The organism is Gordonia pseudamarae, assembly GCF_025273675.1.
Taxonomy (GTDB): domain Bacteria; phylum Actinomycetota; class Actinomycetes; order Mycobacteriales; family Mycobacteriaceae; genus Gordonia; species Gordonia pseudamarae.
In genome coordinates, this window is record NZ_CP045809.1 from 433,136 (window position 1) to 448,645 (window position 15,510).

General features: G+C 68.0%; 16 protein-coding genes and 1 tRNA gene. 9 read left to right on the top strand and 8 right to left on the bottom strand.

Translation table 11 applies throughout. The features are described from left to right. Nucleotides 1–106 precede the first annotated feature (106 nt). From GII31_RS01805 to GII31_RS01820, 4 genes are all read left to right on the top strand, one after another. Entirely contained in the window at nucleotides 107–616 is a 510-nt protein-coding gene (locus GII31_RS01805) for a DUF2505 domain-containing protein (protein ID WP_213246258.1), read from the top strand. A gap of 106 nt (nucleotides 617–722) precedes the next feature. Continuing rightward, a complete protein-coding gene (locus GII31_RS01810; protein ID WP_213246260.1) occupies nucleotides 723–1,514 on the top strand; it encodes a class I SAM-dependent methyltransferase in 792 nt (263 codons plus the stop codon). 52 nt (nucleotides 1,515–1,566) lie between these two features. Continuing rightward, nucleotides 1,567–2,508: a carbon-nitrogen hydrolase family protein gene (locus GII31_RS01815; protein WP_213246262.1), complete on the top strand. Its 942-nt coding sequence runs from the start codon at nucleotides 1,567–1,569 to the stop codon at nucleotides 2,506–2,508. A 342-nt stretch (nucleotides 2,509–2,850) separates the two neighbouring features. Then, nucleotides 2,851–4,173 carry a hypothetical protein gene (locus GII31_RS01820; RefSeq protein WP_213246264.1) on the top strand — a complete coding sequence of 441 codons (1,323 nt, stop codon included), beginning with the start codon at nucleotides 2,851–2,853 and terminating at the stop codon, nucleotides 4,171–4,173. 46 nt (nucleotides 4,174–4,219) lie between these two features. On the opposite strand, the gene GII31_RS01825 is transcribed toward GII31_RS01820, so the two are convergent. The 3 genes from GII31_RS01825 to purU all read right to left on the bottom strand — a co-directional run bounded on the left by GII31_RS01825 (nucleotide 4,220) and on the right by purU (nucleotide 5,735). Beyond that, a tRNA-Leu gene (locus tag GII31_RS01825) sits at nucleotides 4,220–4,296 on the bottom strand. Further along, the gene (locus tag GII31_RS01830) at nucleotides 4,287–4,736 is read right to left on the bottom strand and encodes an EndoU domain-containing protein (protein WP_213246266.1); all 450 of its coding nucleotides are present in this window, start codon (nucleotides 4,734–4,736) and stop codon (nucleotides 4,287–4,289) included. Before GII31_RS01830 ends, GII31_RS01825 begins: the two co-directional genes overlap by 10 nt. Nucleotides 4,737–4,862: 126 nt before the next feature. After that, nucleotides 4,863–5,735, bottom strand: a complete 873-nt coding sequence (gene purU / locus GII31_RS01835) for a formyltetrahydrofolate deformylase (protein WP_213246268.1) — start codon at nucleotides 5,733–5,735, stop codon at nucleotides 4,863–4,865. A 48-nt stretch (nucleotides 5,736–5,783) separates the two neighbouring features. Here purU and deoC point away from each other — a divergent pair, with 48 nt between their 5' ends. The 3 genes from deoC (at nucleotide 5,784) to GII31_RS01850 (ending at nucleotide 8,407) form a co-directional block, all read left to right on the top strand. Continuing rightward, the gene (gene deoC / locus GII31_RS01840) at nucleotides 5,784–6,473 is read left to right on the top strand and encodes a deoxyribose-phosphate aldolase (RefSeq protein ID WP_407649965.1); all 690 of its coding nucleotides are present in this window, start codon (nucleotides 5,784–5,786) and stop codon (nucleotides 6,471–6,473) included. Nucleotides 6,474–6,585: 112 nt separating this feature from the next. Continuing rightward, entirely contained in the window at nucleotides 6,586–6,996 is a 411-nt protein-coding gene (locus GII31_RS01845; protein ID WP_213246272.1) for a hypothetical protein, read from the top strand. Between the two features lie 139 nt (nucleotides 6,997–7,135). Next, complete coding sequence (locus GII31_RS01850; protein ID WP_260840244.1) at nucleotides 7,136–8,407, top strand: L,D-transpeptidase; 1,272 nt, start codon at nucleotides 7,136–7,138, stop codon at nucleotides 8,405–8,407. A gap of 21 nt (nucleotides 8,408–8,428) precedes the next feature. Here GII31_RS01850 and GII31_RS01855 read toward each other — a convergent pair whose 3' ends face one another. Further along, on the bottom strand, nucleotides 8,429–9,211 hold the full coding sequence (locus tag GII31_RS01855) for an SDR family NAD(P)-dependent oxidoreductase (protein WP_213246277.1): 783 nt from the start codon (nucleotides 9,209–9,211) through the stop codon (nucleotides 8,429–8,431). A 41-nt stretch (nucleotides 9,212–9,252) separates the two neighbouring features. On the opposite strand from GII31_RS01855, the gene GII31_RS01860 reads away from it, so the two are divergent. Both GII31_RS01860 and GII31_RS01865 read left to right on the top strand, forming a co-directional pair. Further along, nucleotides 9,253–10,368, top strand: coding sequence for an ROK family transcriptional regulator (locus GII31_RS01860; RefSeq protein ID WP_213246279.1), 1,116 nt, complete (start codon nucleotides 9,253–9,255; stop codon nucleotides 10,366–10,368). A gap of 99 nt (nucleotides 10,369–10,467) precedes the next feature. Continuing rightward, on the top strand, nucleotides 10,468–11,277 hold the full coding sequence (locus tag GII31_RS01865) for a transglutaminase-like domain-containing protein (protein ID WP_213246281.1): 810 nt from the start codon (nucleotides 10,468–10,470) through the stop codon (nucleotides 11,275–11,277). Between the two features lie 199 nt (nucleotides 11,278–11,476). Here GII31_RS01865 and otsB read toward each other — a convergent pair whose 3' ends face one another. The 4 genes from otsB to GII31_RS01885 all read right to left on the bottom strand — a co-directional run bounded on the left by otsB (nucleotide 11,477) and on the right by GII31_RS01885 (nucleotide 15,505). Continuing rightward, the gene (gene otsB / locus GII31_RS01870; RefSeq protein ID WP_213246283.1) at nucleotides 11,477–12,259 is read right to left on the bottom strand and encodes a trehalose-phosphatase; all 783 of its coding nucleotides are present in this window, start codon (nucleotides 12,257–12,259) and stop codon (nucleotides 11,477–11,479) included. Then, nucleotides 12,256–13,767 carry an alpha,alpha-trehalose-phosphate synthase (UDP-forming) gene (locus GII31_RS01875; protein WP_213246285.1) on the bottom strand — a complete coding sequence of 504 codons (1,512 nt, stop codon included), beginning with the start codon at nucleotides 13,765–13,767 and terminating at the stop codon, nucleotides 12,256–12,258. Before GII31_RS01875 ends, otsB begins: the two co-directional genes overlap by 4 nt. Nucleotides 13,768–13,771: 4 nt before the next feature. Next, the gene (locus GII31_RS01880) at nucleotides 13,772–13,936 is read right to left on the bottom strand and encodes a hypothetical protein (RefSeq protein ID WP_213246287.1); all 165 of its coding nucleotides are present in this window, start codon (nucleotides 13,934–13,936) and stop codon (nucleotides 13,772–13,774) included. Between the two features lie 75 nt (nucleotides 13,937–14,011). Next, nucleotides 14,012–15,505, bottom strand: a complete 1,494-nt coding sequence (locus GII31_RS01885) for a threonine/serine exporter family protein (protein ID WP_213249709.1) — start codon at nucleotides 15,503–15,505, stop codon at nucleotides 14,012–14,014. Nucleotides 15,506–15,510: the final 5 nt, after the last annotated feature.

Here is a 15,510-nt window from a genome sequence, read left to right on the forward strand (position 1 = left end):
TACGGGGCGAGCGAAGCGACGGGAAGTGATACGGGGCGAGCGAAGCGACGGGAAGTGATACGGGGCGAGCGGAGCGACGGGGGCCGTCACCGGTAGCCTGAATCGCATGGCAAGACGGCTCAGCTACTCGGCGCGATTCCCGTATCCGGCCGAACAGGTCTATCAGGCGCAGAGCACGGCGCGGTACTGGGACGAGATGATGGCGGGGTTCGAGATGTTCTCGCCCAAGTGCGAGGTCGTCGAGTTCACCAGCGATGATTTGGGGCTCAAGGCTGTCCTGCGGCAGACCATCGGCCGTGACCAGTTGCCGCCGATCGCGCAGACCGTGCTCAAGAAGGACATGGTCATCACCCGTGAGGAGTCGCTCGGGATCTTCGACGCGGGCATCACCAAGGGTGACTACACCGCGTCCATCCAGGCCGGGCCGGGCAGTCTCAAGGGCTGGCAGGAGTTGTTCCCCACCGATACCGGCTGCACCCTGCGCAAGACCACCGAGGTCAAAGTCTTTGTGCCGTTCATCGCGAGCAAGCTCGAACAGTTGATGCTGGTCAACCTTGTCGACCTGTTCCGCGCGGAGGCCGCCTACGCCAAGGACTGGATCGCCAAGAACGCGTGACCAGGCGAGCGGAGCGACGGGGGAGATCGGCGCGAGCGGAGCGACGGGGGAGATCGGCGCGAGCGGAGCGACGGGGGAGATCGGCGCGAGCGGAGCGACGGGGGAGATGACAGCGGGCCGGCGGCGTGTGTCGGGCCGGATCACCCGGGGCACCACGAACATCAACCGGCTGCGCCGTGTCGATCGATGGATGGCGCACCGCCCGGAGATCGCGACCGCGCTGACCCGGGTGCCGCGTCCGCTGGTCGTCGACCTCGGTTACGGTGCCCGGCCGGACACCGCGGTCGAGATGGCCGGCCGGTTAAGGGGAGTGGCACCCGACCTGGAGATGGTGGGACTGGAGATCGACCCCGCCCGTATCGTCGAACCACGCGACGGGGTGCGGTTCGCGCTCGGTGGTTTCGAACTGGCCGGGCTGCGGCCCACCCTGGTGCGGGCGTTCAACGTGCTCCGGCAGTACGACGAGGATGAGGTCGGGGCGGCGTGGGCGCAGATGCGGTCCGCGCTCGCGCCGGGTGGGCTGATCGTCGAAGGCACCTGCGACGAGATCGGGCGCCGCTGCTCCTGGGTGTTGCTCGATGCGCGCGGGCCGCGTTCGCTCACCTTCAGCTGGTCCCCCGCGCATACCGGATACCCCTCGGAGTTGGCCGAACGCCTGCCCAAGGTGCTGATCCATCACAATGTGCCGGGCGAACCGATCCACGAACTGTTCGCCGCCGCCGACCGGTGCTGGGATATCGCGGCCGGTCACGCACCGTTCGGGCCGCGGATCAGGTGGCGGCAGGCGCTGATACTGCTGCGGGAGTCGGGGGTTCGGGTGGAGATCGGGCGGCGGCCGACGAGGGACAATCTGCTCACCGTACCGTGGGATGTGGTCGCCGGTCGTCCGGTTCGGTGACCTCCTCCACCTCATGGTGGGCGGCCGTGGCAGGTGGACCTATCCTGTGTCCATGCGACTTGCGATGGCGCAGATCAGCTCCGGTACCGATCCCGCGGAGAATCTGGAACTGGTGGTGTCTGCCACCGAGCGGGCGGCCGCTGACGGGGCCGATCTGGTGGTGTTCCCGGAGGCCACGATGTGCCGGTTCGGGGTCAAGCTGGGACCGATCGCCGAGCCGCTCGACGGGCCGTGGGCAGATGCCGTGGCCGGGATCGCCGCACAATGCGGGGTGAGTGTGGTGGCCGGGATGTTCACCCCGGCACTATCTCCCGTCGCTTCGCTCGCCCCGGCACTATCTCCCGTCGCTTCGCTCGCCCCGGCACTATCTCCCGTCGCTTCGCTCGCCCCGGCACTATCTCCCGTCGCTTCGCTCGCCCCGGAATTGTCTCCCCGCGAACGGGTGCGCAACACCTTGCTGGTGGTGACACCGGACGGGCGGCGGGCCGGGTACGACAAGATCCATCTGTACGACGCCTTCGGGTTCGCCGAATCGCGGACCGTCGAGGCGGGTTCCGAACCGGTGATCGTCACCGTCGCCGATTGCCGCGTGGGGTTGGCCACCTGCTACGACATCAGGTTTCCGCGACTGTTCACCGCCCTCGCCCGCGCCGGCGCCGACCTGATCGTCGTGCCTACGTCGTGGGGCGCCGGGCCGGGGAAGCTGCGCCAGTGGCAGACGCTGGCCACCGCGCGGGCACTCGACGCCACTGCGTTCGTCGCGGCCGTCGGGCAGGCCGAACCGTCCGATCCGGCCGTCGCGGAGTCCGGAGCGCCCACCGGAATCGGACACAGCCAGATCACAGATCCCTTCGGTAGCGTGGTCGTCGCATATGACAGCGAACCCCGGATCGAGGTCCACACCGTCGATCCGACGGTTGTCGGCAAGGCCCGAACAGCGCTGGCCGTCCTGGAGAACGAACGGGACATCGCGGAACCGCGACTGATGTTGTGACGTTAGCGGTAGGTATTCGGCCGGAGGTGAGGCAGACGCGCCGCGGCCGGGCCCGTACCAGAGACGTGTGCGCGGAGGAGAGTTGCGCGGAGGCCGTGGTCGGCGAGGAGCCGATGACCGATCCGCCACCGGAGAATGTGGGACCGACGAATGAGTGATGAACACCGGAACGACGCAGGCTCGGGCGAGCGAAGCGACGGGAAGTCAACCGGCGAGCGAAGCGACGGGAAGTCAACCGGCGAGCGAAGCGACGGGAAGTCAACCGGCGAGCGAAGCGACGGGAAGTCAACCGGCGAGCGAAGCGACGGGAAGTCAACCGGCGATCCTGACCGGTGGACACCGGTGGGTGACGCGACGGTCGAGGGCGCGGCGAACGAGGACGGGGCGGCATCGTCGGTGACACGGGCCACCCCGGCACAGCCCGCCGACCCCGACCGGACCGTGCGCGGCACCCCGTCCATCGATCCGGACAGCACCCTGTACGGGACTGCGCCGGTGGATCCGGATGCCACCTCGCAGAGCACGCCCGTCGACCCCGATCACACGTCGTACGGTGCCGATCCGACCGGCATCGGACGAACCACCGGCAGTGGCGACCCCCGGTTCGCGGGCACCGCCTCGCGTCCGACGATCCCGGTGACCGGGCCGCCCCGCGGTGAGGTGACGACACCGGGAACCGCGGGTACGTCCGGGCATCCATTCGGTGACGACTCCGGCACCACCCAGATCGAAACCGTACCCACCTTCGCCGGGCCGCAGGCTTACTCGCAGGTGGACGGCGGCGGCAGGGTGCCGACCGCCAAATTCGACCACGGTGAGGACACCGCGCACCTGCCGCCCGCGGGTCAGGTTCCGCCGGCCGGGCGGGGACCGGTCGTCGCCAGCTCGCCGTCGCGGCGCAACCGCGGCAGGATTCTTGCCTGGACGGCGGCGACGCTGGCGTTGGTGCTGGTGATCGGGCTCGTCGGTAGCGAACTGTTCTTCCGCAACCGGGTGCAGAACTGCATGGAGAAGGCGTTCGGCGATCTGACCGGTTCGCAGACGAACGTCGCGTTGTCGAAGAAGCCGGTGCTGCTGCAGGCACTGAGCAATGAATTCCCGTACGTGCAGGTGGACACGAAGAACGAATCCGGCACCGGCATGACACTGCATGCGCGTGCCGAGGGCATCTCCCGCAGCGGCGACGACACCACCATCCGCACGCTCGACGGCACCGGATCGGTCCCCTTCGACCGGGTGACCGAGCTGGGCGAACAGGCCCAGAACCAGGATCAGTCGGGCGGTGGTTCCGGACTGATCAGCGCCGGAGAGATCACGCAGGTGTCGGGCAACGCCGCCGACGGAACGGTGTCCATCGAGGCCAGCGTGAAAGCGCTGTTCGTGTCGATTCCGGTGTCGACGGTGATCAAGCCGGTCATCGAGAACGGCAAACCGCATTTCGAGGTACAGAAGGCCAGCGCTTTCGTGTTCGGCGTGCCCGCGGACTTCGCCCAGCAGATCGTCGACGAGGTCACCACCACGATGTTCGGCACCTTCTTCGACGAGGTGAGCATCGACGACCTCAAGGTCACCGACACCGGTGTCGACTTCACCGTCTCGGGCAGTGACGTGACACTGATCGCCGACAACAACACCGTCGCGGGCAATACCGTGACATGCGGCTGAGCTCCGGAGAATCAGCGGCAGGAATCGGTCCTCGCCCGCAGTCAGCTGGTGCGTCTGGTAGGGGTCAAACCCACACTTGCCGGGACTTAAATCCGGTGCCTCGGCCAGTTGGGCTACAGACGCTGGTAGTGCTCAGGTGCGCGATGACTCCAACCTCTACCGGCGATGAGCCGTCCCTCGCGTTGCGCGCGAACTCCGACACCACCACGAGGGTATGCCTGTAGCGCGACTTCGCCATTGGGTCCGTGGTAGAAGAAAACGCTGACCATGACGCCGTCGATTTCTCGAACGTGCTCGATGGTTGTGTCGTGCTCGCGTATCCACATGGGTTTCATACGAGTGTCGGCCACGGCGTCCATGATTTTGGCCGGGGTCCAGCCCTTCGGGAACTCTGTCTTGCCCGGGTTCCCGACGCCGTACAGATGCCCACCCATCTTGTGCGCCTTGGCCTGCTTATTCGCCGGTAGCCGGTTGAAGTCGCGTCGGTCCCTACCTTCGCCGTACAGAATGTGCTGGCGTACCGATTCGGCGCGCCATGCTGCAGGGAGGTCTTCGCGGGGCATCCCGACGTTACCGCACCAGCGGCGCGTGTACGCACGTCCTCGGTGCTCAGCCGCCGAACTTCGCACGCGTCAACAGGTCTCAACGAGACCCCGACGACGGCTTGAGATGTCTCAGCGTATGCGGTCTCAGCTGAAGACGACGGTCTTGCGGCCGTGGACGAGGACCCGGTCCTCCAGATGCCAGCGCAGACCGCGCGAGAGGACGAGGGTTTCGATGTCGCGTCCCTGACGCACCATGTCGGCGACCGAATCGCTGTGGTCGATGCGGATGACGTCCTGCTCGATGATCGGTCCGGCGTCGAGGTCGGCGGTCACGTAATGGCAGGTGGCGCCGATCAGCTTGACCCCGCGCGCGAACGCCTGATGGTAGGGGCGGGCACCGACGAAGCTCGGCAGGAAGCTGTGGTGGATGTTGATGGCCCGGCCCGACCAGGCCTCGCACAGGGTGGGCGGCAGAATCTGCATGAAGCGGGCCAGCACCACCGCGTCGGGATTGTATCCGTCGACGATATCGGCGACCTGAGCGAACGATTCGGCCTTACGGTCGGCGGAGAACGGCACGTGATGGAACGGGATCCCGAAACGTTCGGTCAGCTCCGCCAGATCCGCATGATTGCCGACGACGGCACTGATCGTCGCGGGCAGTTCACCCCGGTGGGCGCGGCCCAGCAGATCGACCAGGCAGTGTGATTCTTTGCTCACCAGCAGCACGGCCGACTTGCCCACTGCGGTGTCGGTGAGGCTCCATTCGGCGTTGAGCGGATCACCCACCTCGGCCTTGAACCGGGCGGCGATCTGGTCGCGGGTCAGGGTCACCGAGTCGGCGCGGATGGCCTGCCGGGTGAAGAACCAGCCCGAATCGGGGTCGGAGTGGTAGCCGGCCTCGGTGATCCACCCGCCGATCTCGGTGAGGAAGCCCGAGATCCGGGCGACGATGCCCGTGGTGTCAGGGCAGCCGAGGGTCAGGATATAGCGGTCGTCGCCGGAAGATGAAGTCACATCGTCAAGTGTGCCAAGCTCGACTGCGTGACCAACAACGACCTCGGGGTGACGAACACCGGCCTCATCACCCGCTACCCGCGCCGCGATGTGGCAGCCATCGTCGACCACACGCTGCTCAAGCCGGAGGCGACCCCGGCCGACGCCGCGGCAGCCATCGCCGAGGCCGTCGATCTCGGTGTGTACGCGGTGTGCCTGTCACCGTCGATGCTGCCGATCGACACCGGCATCGTGAACACCTGCGCGGTCGCCGGGTTTCCGTCGGGCAAGCACCATTCGCTGGTCAAGGCGGCCGAGGCGCGGTTGGCGGTGGACACCGGTGCCGACGAGATCGACATGGTGATCGACGTGGGCGCGGCCGTCGACGGCCGCTATGACGAGGTGTTCGCCGATATCCTGACGGTGCGGGAGGCGATCGGCCGCGAGAAGATCCTCAAAGTGATCATCGAGTCGGCGGCGCTGCTGGAACTGTCCGGGCCCGACGCCGTCACCGAGGTGTGCAGGCGCGCGGTCACCGCAGGCGCCAACTACGTCAAGACCTCGACCGGCTTCCATCCGCTCGGCGGGGCGAGTGTCGCGGCCGTCGAACTGATGCGGGCGGCCGTCGGTGAGGACGCCGAGATCAAGGCGTCCGGGGGTATCCGCACCGCGGAGTTCGCCGCCGCGCTCATCGACGCCGGCGCCACCCGGCTCGGGCTCTCGGCCTCCCGTACGGTCCTCGACGGTTTCGCCGACTAGCGGTTCGCGCGACTGTGCGGACCCGGATCGGGTAGCGCACTACTCGTGCCCTGGGAGCGGCACGTTCCTACGGTCGAACCATGAGGGTTCGCATCGACCGTAGGAGGTTGTCATGTCCGCTCCGATCGTCGGCCGCGTGTTCGCGTGCGCCGTGGCGGCAGGACTGTGTGTGGGCTGCTCGGCGCTCGGCGGCAGTCCGCCCGGTGGAGGTCCGGGGTCCACCGTGGTGCCGGGCATCGGGATGACCACCGAGTTGTCCGAACAGTTCACCGGCTGCGGTGACCTCGATTCGCCGTGGGGAGCGGGCAGCGTCGAAATCCACCGCGGTCACGACTTCGATTGTGCCGAGGCCGTGGCGATGACCCGGCAGTACTTCACAGCGCTTCTCGAACGGCAGTACCGCGACAACACCGGGCTGGTGCATCTGGCCGATTACGACGTCTACTGCAGCGCCTACGGTGCCGACGCGGGCTACCGGGTCTCGTGTGTGGACCTGGTCAACGAAGTGCTGTTCGTCCGGTGAGATCGAGTAGTCCACTACGTGGAACGGGGTGCCGGTCGCGCGGCGAGCCCGGCCCGGGAAGCACGCGGTGGCCACCCCGGGTATGAGGGCCCCGACACGTATCGCGTGCAACGCATGGTTCGCCGGTAGATTTGGAGGGATGAAGAGGCAGTGTGACCTGGACCGACCGCACCTGAGCCGACGTACGGTGCTGGTGGCGGCGGGAATCGGTGCGGCCGGGCTGGTCGCGGCGGCATGCGGATCGGGATCCGGTGACGACAAGACGGATTCGGGGCCCAGGACGCCGAAGGTGTCGCTGACCTACAGCCCCGATCTCGCGTCGCCCGCGGCACCCAACCCGACTGTCGAATTTTCGGTCAAAGCCGACAAAGGCACCCTCAATCCCGATGTGAAGCTGCTGAATCCGCAGGGCAAGGCCGTTGCCGGAAAGCTGTCCGACGACCGTACGAAGTACACGATCACCGAACCGCTCGGCTACGGCGCCACCTACACCTGGCAGGGCAGCGCGGTCGGCTCGGACCAGGTGGCGGCGCAGGTCCAGGGCACGTTCACCACCCTCGCACCCGACGCGCAGGCCAACGTCGTCATCAACGTCGCCGACGGCCAGGAAGTGGGTATCGCCGCCTCACTCATCCTCAAGTTCGACAGCACCATCGAGGACAAGGCGGCCGTCGAGAAGGTTCTCCAGGTCACCACCACACCCGAGACCGAGGGTGGCTGGGCCTGGCTCGGCGAGGACAACGGGTCCCGCGCGCACTGGCGGCCCCGCGAGTACTGGGCACCCGGCACCAAGATCCACCTCGACGCCAAGCTGTACGGAGTGCAGATGGGTGATGGGCTCTACGGTGCGGCCGACATGACCAGCGACTTCTCCATCGGCCGCGCGCAGGTTGTCAAGGCCGAGGCTTCCTCGCACCAGATCGTGGTGATCCGCGACGGCGCCACCCTGATGACCCTGCCGTGCAGCTACGGCGAAGGCGACCTCGACCGCAACGTCACCCGCAGCGGCATCCATGTGGTCACCGAGAAGTACGAGGACTTCTACATGACCAACCCGGCCGCCGGTTATTTCAATATCCGCGAACGGTGGGCCGTGCGGATTTCCAACAATGGAGAATTCATTCATGCCAATCCGGAAACCGTTGGCGTGCAAGGATCGTCGAATGTCACCAATGGATGCATCAACCTGTCGCTGGAGAACGCGCAAAAGTATTTCGAGACTGCCATGTACGGCGATCCCGTCGAGGTGACCGGAACCCGGATCAACCTGTCGGAGGCCGACGGCGACATCTTCGACTGGATCTTCGACTGGGACCAGTGGACCGGCATGTCGGCGATCACCGGGCAGGCGCGGGACAATACCGTCCCGGCCACGCCCAGCGGAGCACCCCGCAGCGCCGCGTCCGGGTGAGCAGCGCGGCGCCCGCCGGACCTACCCGGTGCGGATGTTGCGGCGCGCCGACGCCTGATCACGGGGTTTGAGGGTGATCTGATCGAGGTTGACGTGCGGCGGGCGGGACGCGGCGAAACCGATCACCTCGGCGACGTCGGCGGCGGTGAGCGGGGTCAGGCCCGCGTAGGTGGCGTCGGCGCGTTCCTGATCGCCGTCGAAACGCACCAGCGAGAACTCGGTCTCCACCATTCCCGGGCAGATCTCGGTGAGCCGCACCGGTTTTCCGATCAGCTCATAGCGCAGGGTGCGGTGCAGCACGCCCTGGGCGTGTTTGGCCGAGGTGTATCCGGCACCGTTGTCGTAGACCTCGAGCGCGGCGATCGAGGTGATCGTGACGATCAGGCCGTCGCCGGACGCGATCAGGGCCGGGAGCAGCGCCTGGGTCAGGCGCAGCGTGCCGACCACATTGGTCTCCCACATCCAGCGCCACTCGTCGAGGTCGGCCTCGGCCACCGACGCGAGCCCCTTCGCGCCGCCGGCGTTGTTGACCAGCACGTCTACCCGGTCGAGGCCGGCGACGAAGGCGGCCACCGAATCCTCGTCGGTGACGTCGAGTTGCCTGCCGGTACCGCCGATCTCGTCGGCCAGAGCGGTGATCCGGTCGACGCGCCGGGCGCCGGCCACCACGTGATAGCCCTGCGCGGCCAGCAGCCTGGCAGTCGCCGCACCGATCCCCGAACTCGCCCCCGTCACCACCGCGACCTTCCGGCCGTCGGCCGCGACATCAATTCCCGCTGATTCTGACCCTGACTGCGCACTCATGGATGCCAGTTTAGAGACTGCGCCGCTGCTAGATTCGTCTCATGCCCCCACCTGTCATCCCTGCAACGCTGCAGTTGACCACCATCCCCGCGGCGGCCGTGCTGCAAGGTGTCCGGGTGTCCGGGCCGGTTACCCGCGATCAGCTGGTGGCCTCGACCGGCCTGTCGGCGGCGACGGTCAACCGGCAGGTGCACGCCCTGGCGGCGTCCGGGTTGATCGTCGAACGTCCGGACCTGTGCGATCCCGGCGCCATCGGCAGACCCAAGAATCCGCTGACGCTGGATCGGGACTCATTGTGTGTCGCGGGCATCCACGTCGGGGCGCGGCGCAGCGTCCTGGCCATCGCCGACCTGGGCGGACGCACCCTGTACAGCCACGCCGTCGCCACCCCGGCCGGTCCGACGCGGGCCGCGGTCGAGGCGTTGTGCGCCCAGTTGAAAGAACTCGCCGACCGGTTCAGCGGACGGCGTCTGCTGTGGGGCGGGGCGGCGATCGGTGGCGCCGTCGACGTCGACACCGGCGTCGTCGACCACCCCGTGCTCGGCTGGCGCGGCGCCGAGATCGGCCCCGTTCTCGCCCGCATACTCGACGTTCCGGTGTCGGTCTGCGAACATGTCGAGGCGATGGCGGCGGCAGAACTGCTGCTCACCCACCCCCGCGTCGACGGCGGTTCGGGACTTTTCATCTACGCGCGCGAAACCGCCGGCGCGGCCCTCACCATCGACGGCCGGGTCCACGTTCCGGCGCGGGGCGCGGGTACGATCGCCCACCTTCCGGTCAACGCACCCGTCATCGCCGGTGGGTACGCGCGGCTGCAACAGGTGATCGGCCGGAACGCGGCGCGCACCGCATCGGAACTGCGCGGCATCCCGGTGACGGCATCGCAGATCGTCGACGAGCGGGCACGGGTGCTCGGCGAATCGGTCGCGCTGCTGCGCGATGTGATCAACCCCGATTCCATCGTGGTGGCCGGGGATGCCTTCTCCGCCCACCCGGACGGGCTGGCGCCGGTGCAGGCGGCGTTCAACGCGGCGACCACGGTCAGCTGGCCGCTGGAGATCGCACCACCGAGATTTGGTGTGCGGGTGCAGGAAAGCGCTGCCGTCGTGGTGGCGCTGAGCGTGCTGTACGCCGATCCCGTCGGCGCAGTGGTGTGACCGGTGCCCGATGTCGCACGCCGGGCGGGCGGGACGGCGCGCCGCGGCCGAATCGTCCCCTGGCACCCGTGAACACCGGTCATCACCTACCGTTGTGCCATGATCGCCCAGCGTGACGTGTCGGCCACCCTTGAGGTGTTCGTGGCCGAACCCTGCGATATCGAGATGCGGATCGCCGTCGCGCGGGTACCGGGTATCGCCTACCGGGAACGGCTCGGTGTCGTGGTGGCCGGGGCGCCGGTGACACCGGAGGAGATCATCGATGCCACCGGCACCCGTATCCACCGGTTCCGGGCCGCGCAGGGTGTGGTGTCGATCGACTACCGGGCGCAGGTCACCCAGTCCGCCCCGCCGGTGCGGGCCAGTGCGCTCGATTCCTCGATGTACTTGCGGCCCAGTCGATATGCCGAATCCGATACCTTTTTCGGGTTCGTGTCCAGCCGATTCGACGCCGAGCGGCCCCATCGCGAACTGCTCGATCAGGTGGTGGAGTTCGTGCGGTCGCACACACGGTACATCCCCGGCACCAGCGACCCCATCGACAGCGCCGCCGACACCCTGATGGCCGGTGCCGGGGTGTGCCGTGACTACGCGCACCTGACCGTCGCCCTGCTGCGTGCGCTCAACATTCCCGCGCGCGCGGTCGCGGTATACGCGCCCGGCTGCACCCCGATGGACTTTCATGCCGTCACCGAGGCCATCATCGACGGCGACTGGGTGGTGGTCGACGCCACCGGGCTGGCACCGCGCGCGGGTTTCGTGCGGATCGCCACCGGCCGGGATGCCGCCGACATCGCCTTCCTGGAGAATCACGGTGGTTCGATCACGCTCAATTCGTATTGGGTGAGCGCCAGTTCGCCCGACCCGCTGCCCGTCGACGACGGGTGGTCGCGGGCGGTTATCGCCTGACGGGTACCGGCCGTCCGCCGGAATCGAGTTCGAGTCCGCCGACATCGGCAACAACCGACTCCGCGTACGTGGCGAGTCCGGAGATGCTTATCCGCGGGCATCTCGGGCGCGGATGATGATCGCCTCGCGTCCGGTGACGTCACCCGACAACCGTCAACAGGCTCAACCAAAATAGATGGTGCGCCAAGGGAGTTCGGTGTTAACGGAGCGTGTCTCGGCGCTGGATGAGTGTGAACTCGAGGACCGTCGCGACGGCGTCGGTATCGGGGATACGGTGGGTGGCCACGGTGGGGCCCTCACCCACCTTGATGGAGACATCCGCCGGACCGAGGTGGGCGAAGGCCTTCTCGTCGGTGACGTCGTCCCCGAGGTAGATCACCGCGTCGGCGCCGGTACGGGCCCGAAGTGCGTCCAGGGCATGACCTTTGGAGGTCTTGATGACCGCGAGCTCGATGACCGACTTGCCCTCGGTGGCTTCCACGCCCTCCCAGCCGGCGGCGCCCTCGCGGGCGCGGAGCAGGGCGGAATCGGCGTCGGCCGGGGCGGCGTTGCGCACGTGCAGGGCGGCGCTGATGGGTTTGGATTCCACCCGAACGCCCGGGTAATCGGCTGCGATGGCGTCGAATTCGGCGACGATGCGGGCCAGGAGAGCGCGGTGCCGATCGGTGATCTCGGTGATGAAACCGCTGCTCGATTCGGTGCCGTGGCTGCCGATGAGGGTGACCGGTCCGTCGACGGACAACCCCGACCGTAGCGACAGATCGCCCAGTGCCCGGCCGGAGACCACCGCGGCCGACGTATTCGGCAGCGCCGCGGCCGACTCGATGGCGGCGACCGACGCCGGATCGGGTACCGCGTCCTCGGGCTGGGACACGATGGGGGAGAGCACGCCGTCGTAGTCGGAGGCGACCAGCAGGTGCCGGGCGGCCGCCGCGGCGGCCAGTGCCGACCGTAGCGACCGGTCGATGCCGATGCCGGTCATGACCTGTTGTCCTCGATCGGCGGAACGAGTTCGACGCCGCGCCCGCCCGACGGGGCGGTACTGGGATCCTCGGCGAGGGTGCCCAGGAAACTTCGGGCCCACTTGTCGACGTCGTGGGTCAGGACCTGTCGACGCAGGGCGCGCATCCGGCGGCGGCCCTCCTGATCGGTCTGGGTGGCCGCGGCCTCGATGGCGTCCTTCACCCCGTCGAGATCGTACGGGTTTGCCTGGTAGGCGGACTTGAGTTCGGCGGCCGCGCCGGTGAACTCGCTGAGCACCAGCGCCCCGCCGAGATCATTGCGGCAGGCGACGTACTCCTTGGCGACCAGGTTCATGCCATCGCGCAACGGGGTGACCAGCATGACGTCGGCGGCGACGAAGAACGCGATCAGCTCGTCTCGCGGGACCGGCCGGTGCAGGTATTGCACGACGGGTTGGCCGACCTCGGCGAAATTGCCGTTGATATTGCCGACCAACTGCTCGATCCCGGCCCGCATCTGGATGTAGCTGTCCACGCGTTCGCGGCTCGGGGTGGCCAACTGCACCATCGCCGTCTCATGCGGGTCGAGACGCTTCTCGGCAAACAACTCCGACAGCGCTATGAGGCGCACATCGATGCCCTTGGTGTAGTCGAGTCGATCGACGCCGAGCATGACGGTCCTCGGGTTTCCGAGTTCCTTACGGATCTCGGCGGCGCGGGCGCGGACGGCCTTGGAGCGGGCCTTGGCGTCGAGTTCGCCGGAATCGATGGAGATGGGGAACGCACCGACCCGCACGGTGCGGAAACCGACCTGCACCACGCCGAACCGCGACCGGACCCCGACGGTGCCCTTGCTGGTGGCCTGACCGGCCAGCCGGCGCGCCAGATACAGGAAGTTCTGCGCGCCGCCGGGAAGATGGAAACCGATCAGGTCGGCGCCGAGCAGACCTTCGACGATCTCGGTGCGCCACGGGTTCTGCAGGAACAACTCGATCGGGGGGAACGGGATGTGCAGGAAGAAGCCGATCCGCAGATCGGGCCGCAGCATCCGCAGCATCTTGGGCACCAGCTGCAGCTGGTAGTCCTGCACCCACACCAGCGCGCCGTGGGCCGCGGCCTTGCACGTGGCCTCGGCGAACCGCCGGTTCACCTCGACGTAGGTGTTCCACCATTCACGGTGATACTCGGGTTTGACGATGACGTCGTGGTAGAGCGGCCACAGCGTGGCGTTGGAGAACCCTTCGTAGTACTCGGCGATCTCCTGCGACGACAGCGGCACGGCGTGGATGTCGATGCCCTCGATGTCGGGGTTGTCGTCGGAGTCGGCGATGCCCGACCAGCCGACCCACGCGCCGGTGCGCTGGCGCAGGATGGGTTCGAGTGCGGTCACCAGACCGCCCGGACTGCGACGCCAGGTCACGGTGCCGTCGTCGGCGACCACCTTGTCGACCGGCAGCCGGTTGGCCACCACCACGAAATCCGCACCTGCCGGGCTGCCGCCCGCGTCAACCCCGCCGTCGGCGCTCACGCGGTCAGGCGGTTTCGCCCGGAGCAATGCCCAGCATCGACAGCAGCATCCGGCATTCGTCGGCGTCGGTGGCGTAGGCGGCCACGACGCGGCGTGCGGAACTGGCGGTCTCGTCGGCTACCGGCTCCAGCTCTTCATCGGTGAGGTCGGCGGTGGTCTTGGGAGGCATGATGTCCTTCTCGTGACGTGGATTGCGGCGCAACCGGACCACACCGGTGATGGGTCCGTCGGTATCGGCCCGATTCTACCTGCCCGGCGGTATCCCCCGTCGCTTCGCTCGCCCCGGCGGTATCCCCCGTCGCTTCGCTCGCCCCGGCGCACGTCTTCTGTCGCCACCGCCCCTGGCGAAGGGGCGTCCCTCCGGAAGAAACGACGGGCGCCGCAGCATCCGCGCGACGACCTCGCCGAGGGTGACCCCCGCCGCGAGTGCGCAGCCGGTACCCAAGGCGCTCGCCATCCACGTGATACCGCTGAGCGTCTGCTCGCTGAGCAGACCGTACAGACCGCGGTAGACGGCCAGGCCGGGCAGCAGCGGGGTGATGCCGGCGATCGCGACCACCTGCGGCGGGGTCAGCGCCCGGCGGGCCAGCAGACCGCCCACCAACCCGACGACGACGGCGGCGGCACCGTTGGCGATGACCGGACCGACCGGAGCCAGCAACAGCACACCGAGGGCGATCGACGTGCCGATCGCACCGCTGAGGAAGGCCACCGGGATCGCCCGGCGTTTGGCATAGCTGGCCAGCGCGTACGCGGCCGAGGCGATGGCGCCGCCGGTGATCTGGACGGGCAGGTCGACGGCACCGAACCGGGTCAGCGTGGTGAGGGCGGGCAGATAGATGCCCGCCCCCTCCAGCAGACGGATGGCGGTGCCGACCCCCGCGATGATGCCGGCGGTCATCAGCAGCAGCTCGAAGAACCGGGCCACACCGGTGATCGGGGCGCCGGTGATCGCGTCCTGCAGCGATCCGACCAGCGGCAACCCGGAGAGCAACACCACGATGCCGGCGGCGATCACCCGGGACGGTACGAGCTCGATGTCCAGCGTCTGTGACAGCTCCGAGACCACGGCGGCGGGTACCACGGCGATGAAACCACCGATCACCTGCTGGAAGAAGACCGGCACGCCGAGCCGGTTGACCCGCCGGTTGACGCTGACGATGGTGATGGTGGTCAGGAAGGCCAGCACCGCGCCGAGCAGCCGGCCGCCGAGCAACAGCGACACGCCCGAGGCCATGACTCCCCAGGCGATGGTCGCCACCCAATGCGGATACGGGTGCGGCGCGGCGATGATCTTGTCGACCATCTGATGCGCGGTGGCCGGGGTGATTCCGGAGTTGCGGATGTGCCGGATCAACCGGTCGACGTCGGCGAGCCGGGTGAAGTCGAGGGAGCGGTGGCTGACCTGCTCCATGGTGGTGATCGGTGGCAGTGTCGCACCGCGGCGGGCGCTGGCCATGATCTTGTTGTAGGTGACGTCCACGTCGACGTCGTCGAGACCGTACGCGCTCGCCACGAACTCCACCTGGGTCTGGGTGTCGCGGGCGGCGGTACCCGAGTCGAGCAGCACCGCGCCGATCTTGGTCGCGAGATCGAGGACCTCGGTGATGGAGCCGACATCGAATCTGTCGATCGGCCGGCGGGGGGAGACCGCGATCGCGCCGGGCTCGATGGTGTCGATCGTTGCCTGACGGGTGCCGGTGATCCGGCGCAGGGAACGCTGGATATACTCGGGCAGCACGA

Coding starts and splice junctions, on each gene's coding strand:
- GII31_RS01805 (WP_213246258.1), top strand. CDS start 107: ATGGCAAGACGGCTCAGCTACTCGGCGCGATTCCCGTATCCGGCCGAA.
- GII31_RS01810 (WP_213246260.1), top strand. CDS start 723: ATGACAGCGGGCCGGCGGCGTGTGTCGGGCCGGATCACCCGGGGCACC.
- GII31_RS01815 (WP_213246262.1), top strand. CDS start 1,567: ATGCGACTTGCGATGGCGCAGATCAGCTCCGGTACCGATCCCGCGGAG.
- GII31_RS01830 (WP_213246266.1), bottom strand. CDS start 4,736: ATGCCCCGCGAAGACCTCCCTGCAGCATGGCGCGCCGAATCGGTACGC.
- GII31_RS01845 (WP_213246272.1), top strand. CDS start 6,586: ATGTCCGCTCCGATCGTCGGCCGCGTGTTCGCGTGCGCCGTGGCGGCA.
- GII31_RS01850 (WP_260840244.1), top strand. CDS start 7,136: ATGAAGAGGCAGTGTGACCTGGACCGACCGCACCTGAGCCGACGTACG.
- GII31_RS01855 (WP_213246277.1), bottom strand. CDS start 9,211: ATGAGTGCGCAGTCAGGGTCAGAATCAGCGGGAATTGATGTCGCGGCC.
- GII31_RS01860 (WP_213246279.1), top strand. CDS start 9,253: ATGCCCCCACCTGTCATCCCTGCAACGCTGCAGTTGACCACCATCCCC.
- GII31_RS01865 (WP_213246281.1), top strand. CDS start 10,468: ATGATCGCCCAGCGTGACGTGTCGGCCACCCTTGAGGTGTTCGTGGCC.
- otsB (WP_213246283.1), bottom strand. CDS start 12,259: ATGACCGGCATCGGCATCGACCGGTCGCTACGGTCGGCACTGGCCGCC.
- GII31_RS01880 (WP_213246287.1), bottom strand. CDS start 13,936: ATGCCTCCCAAGACCACCGCCGACCTCACCGATGAAGAGCTGGAGCCG.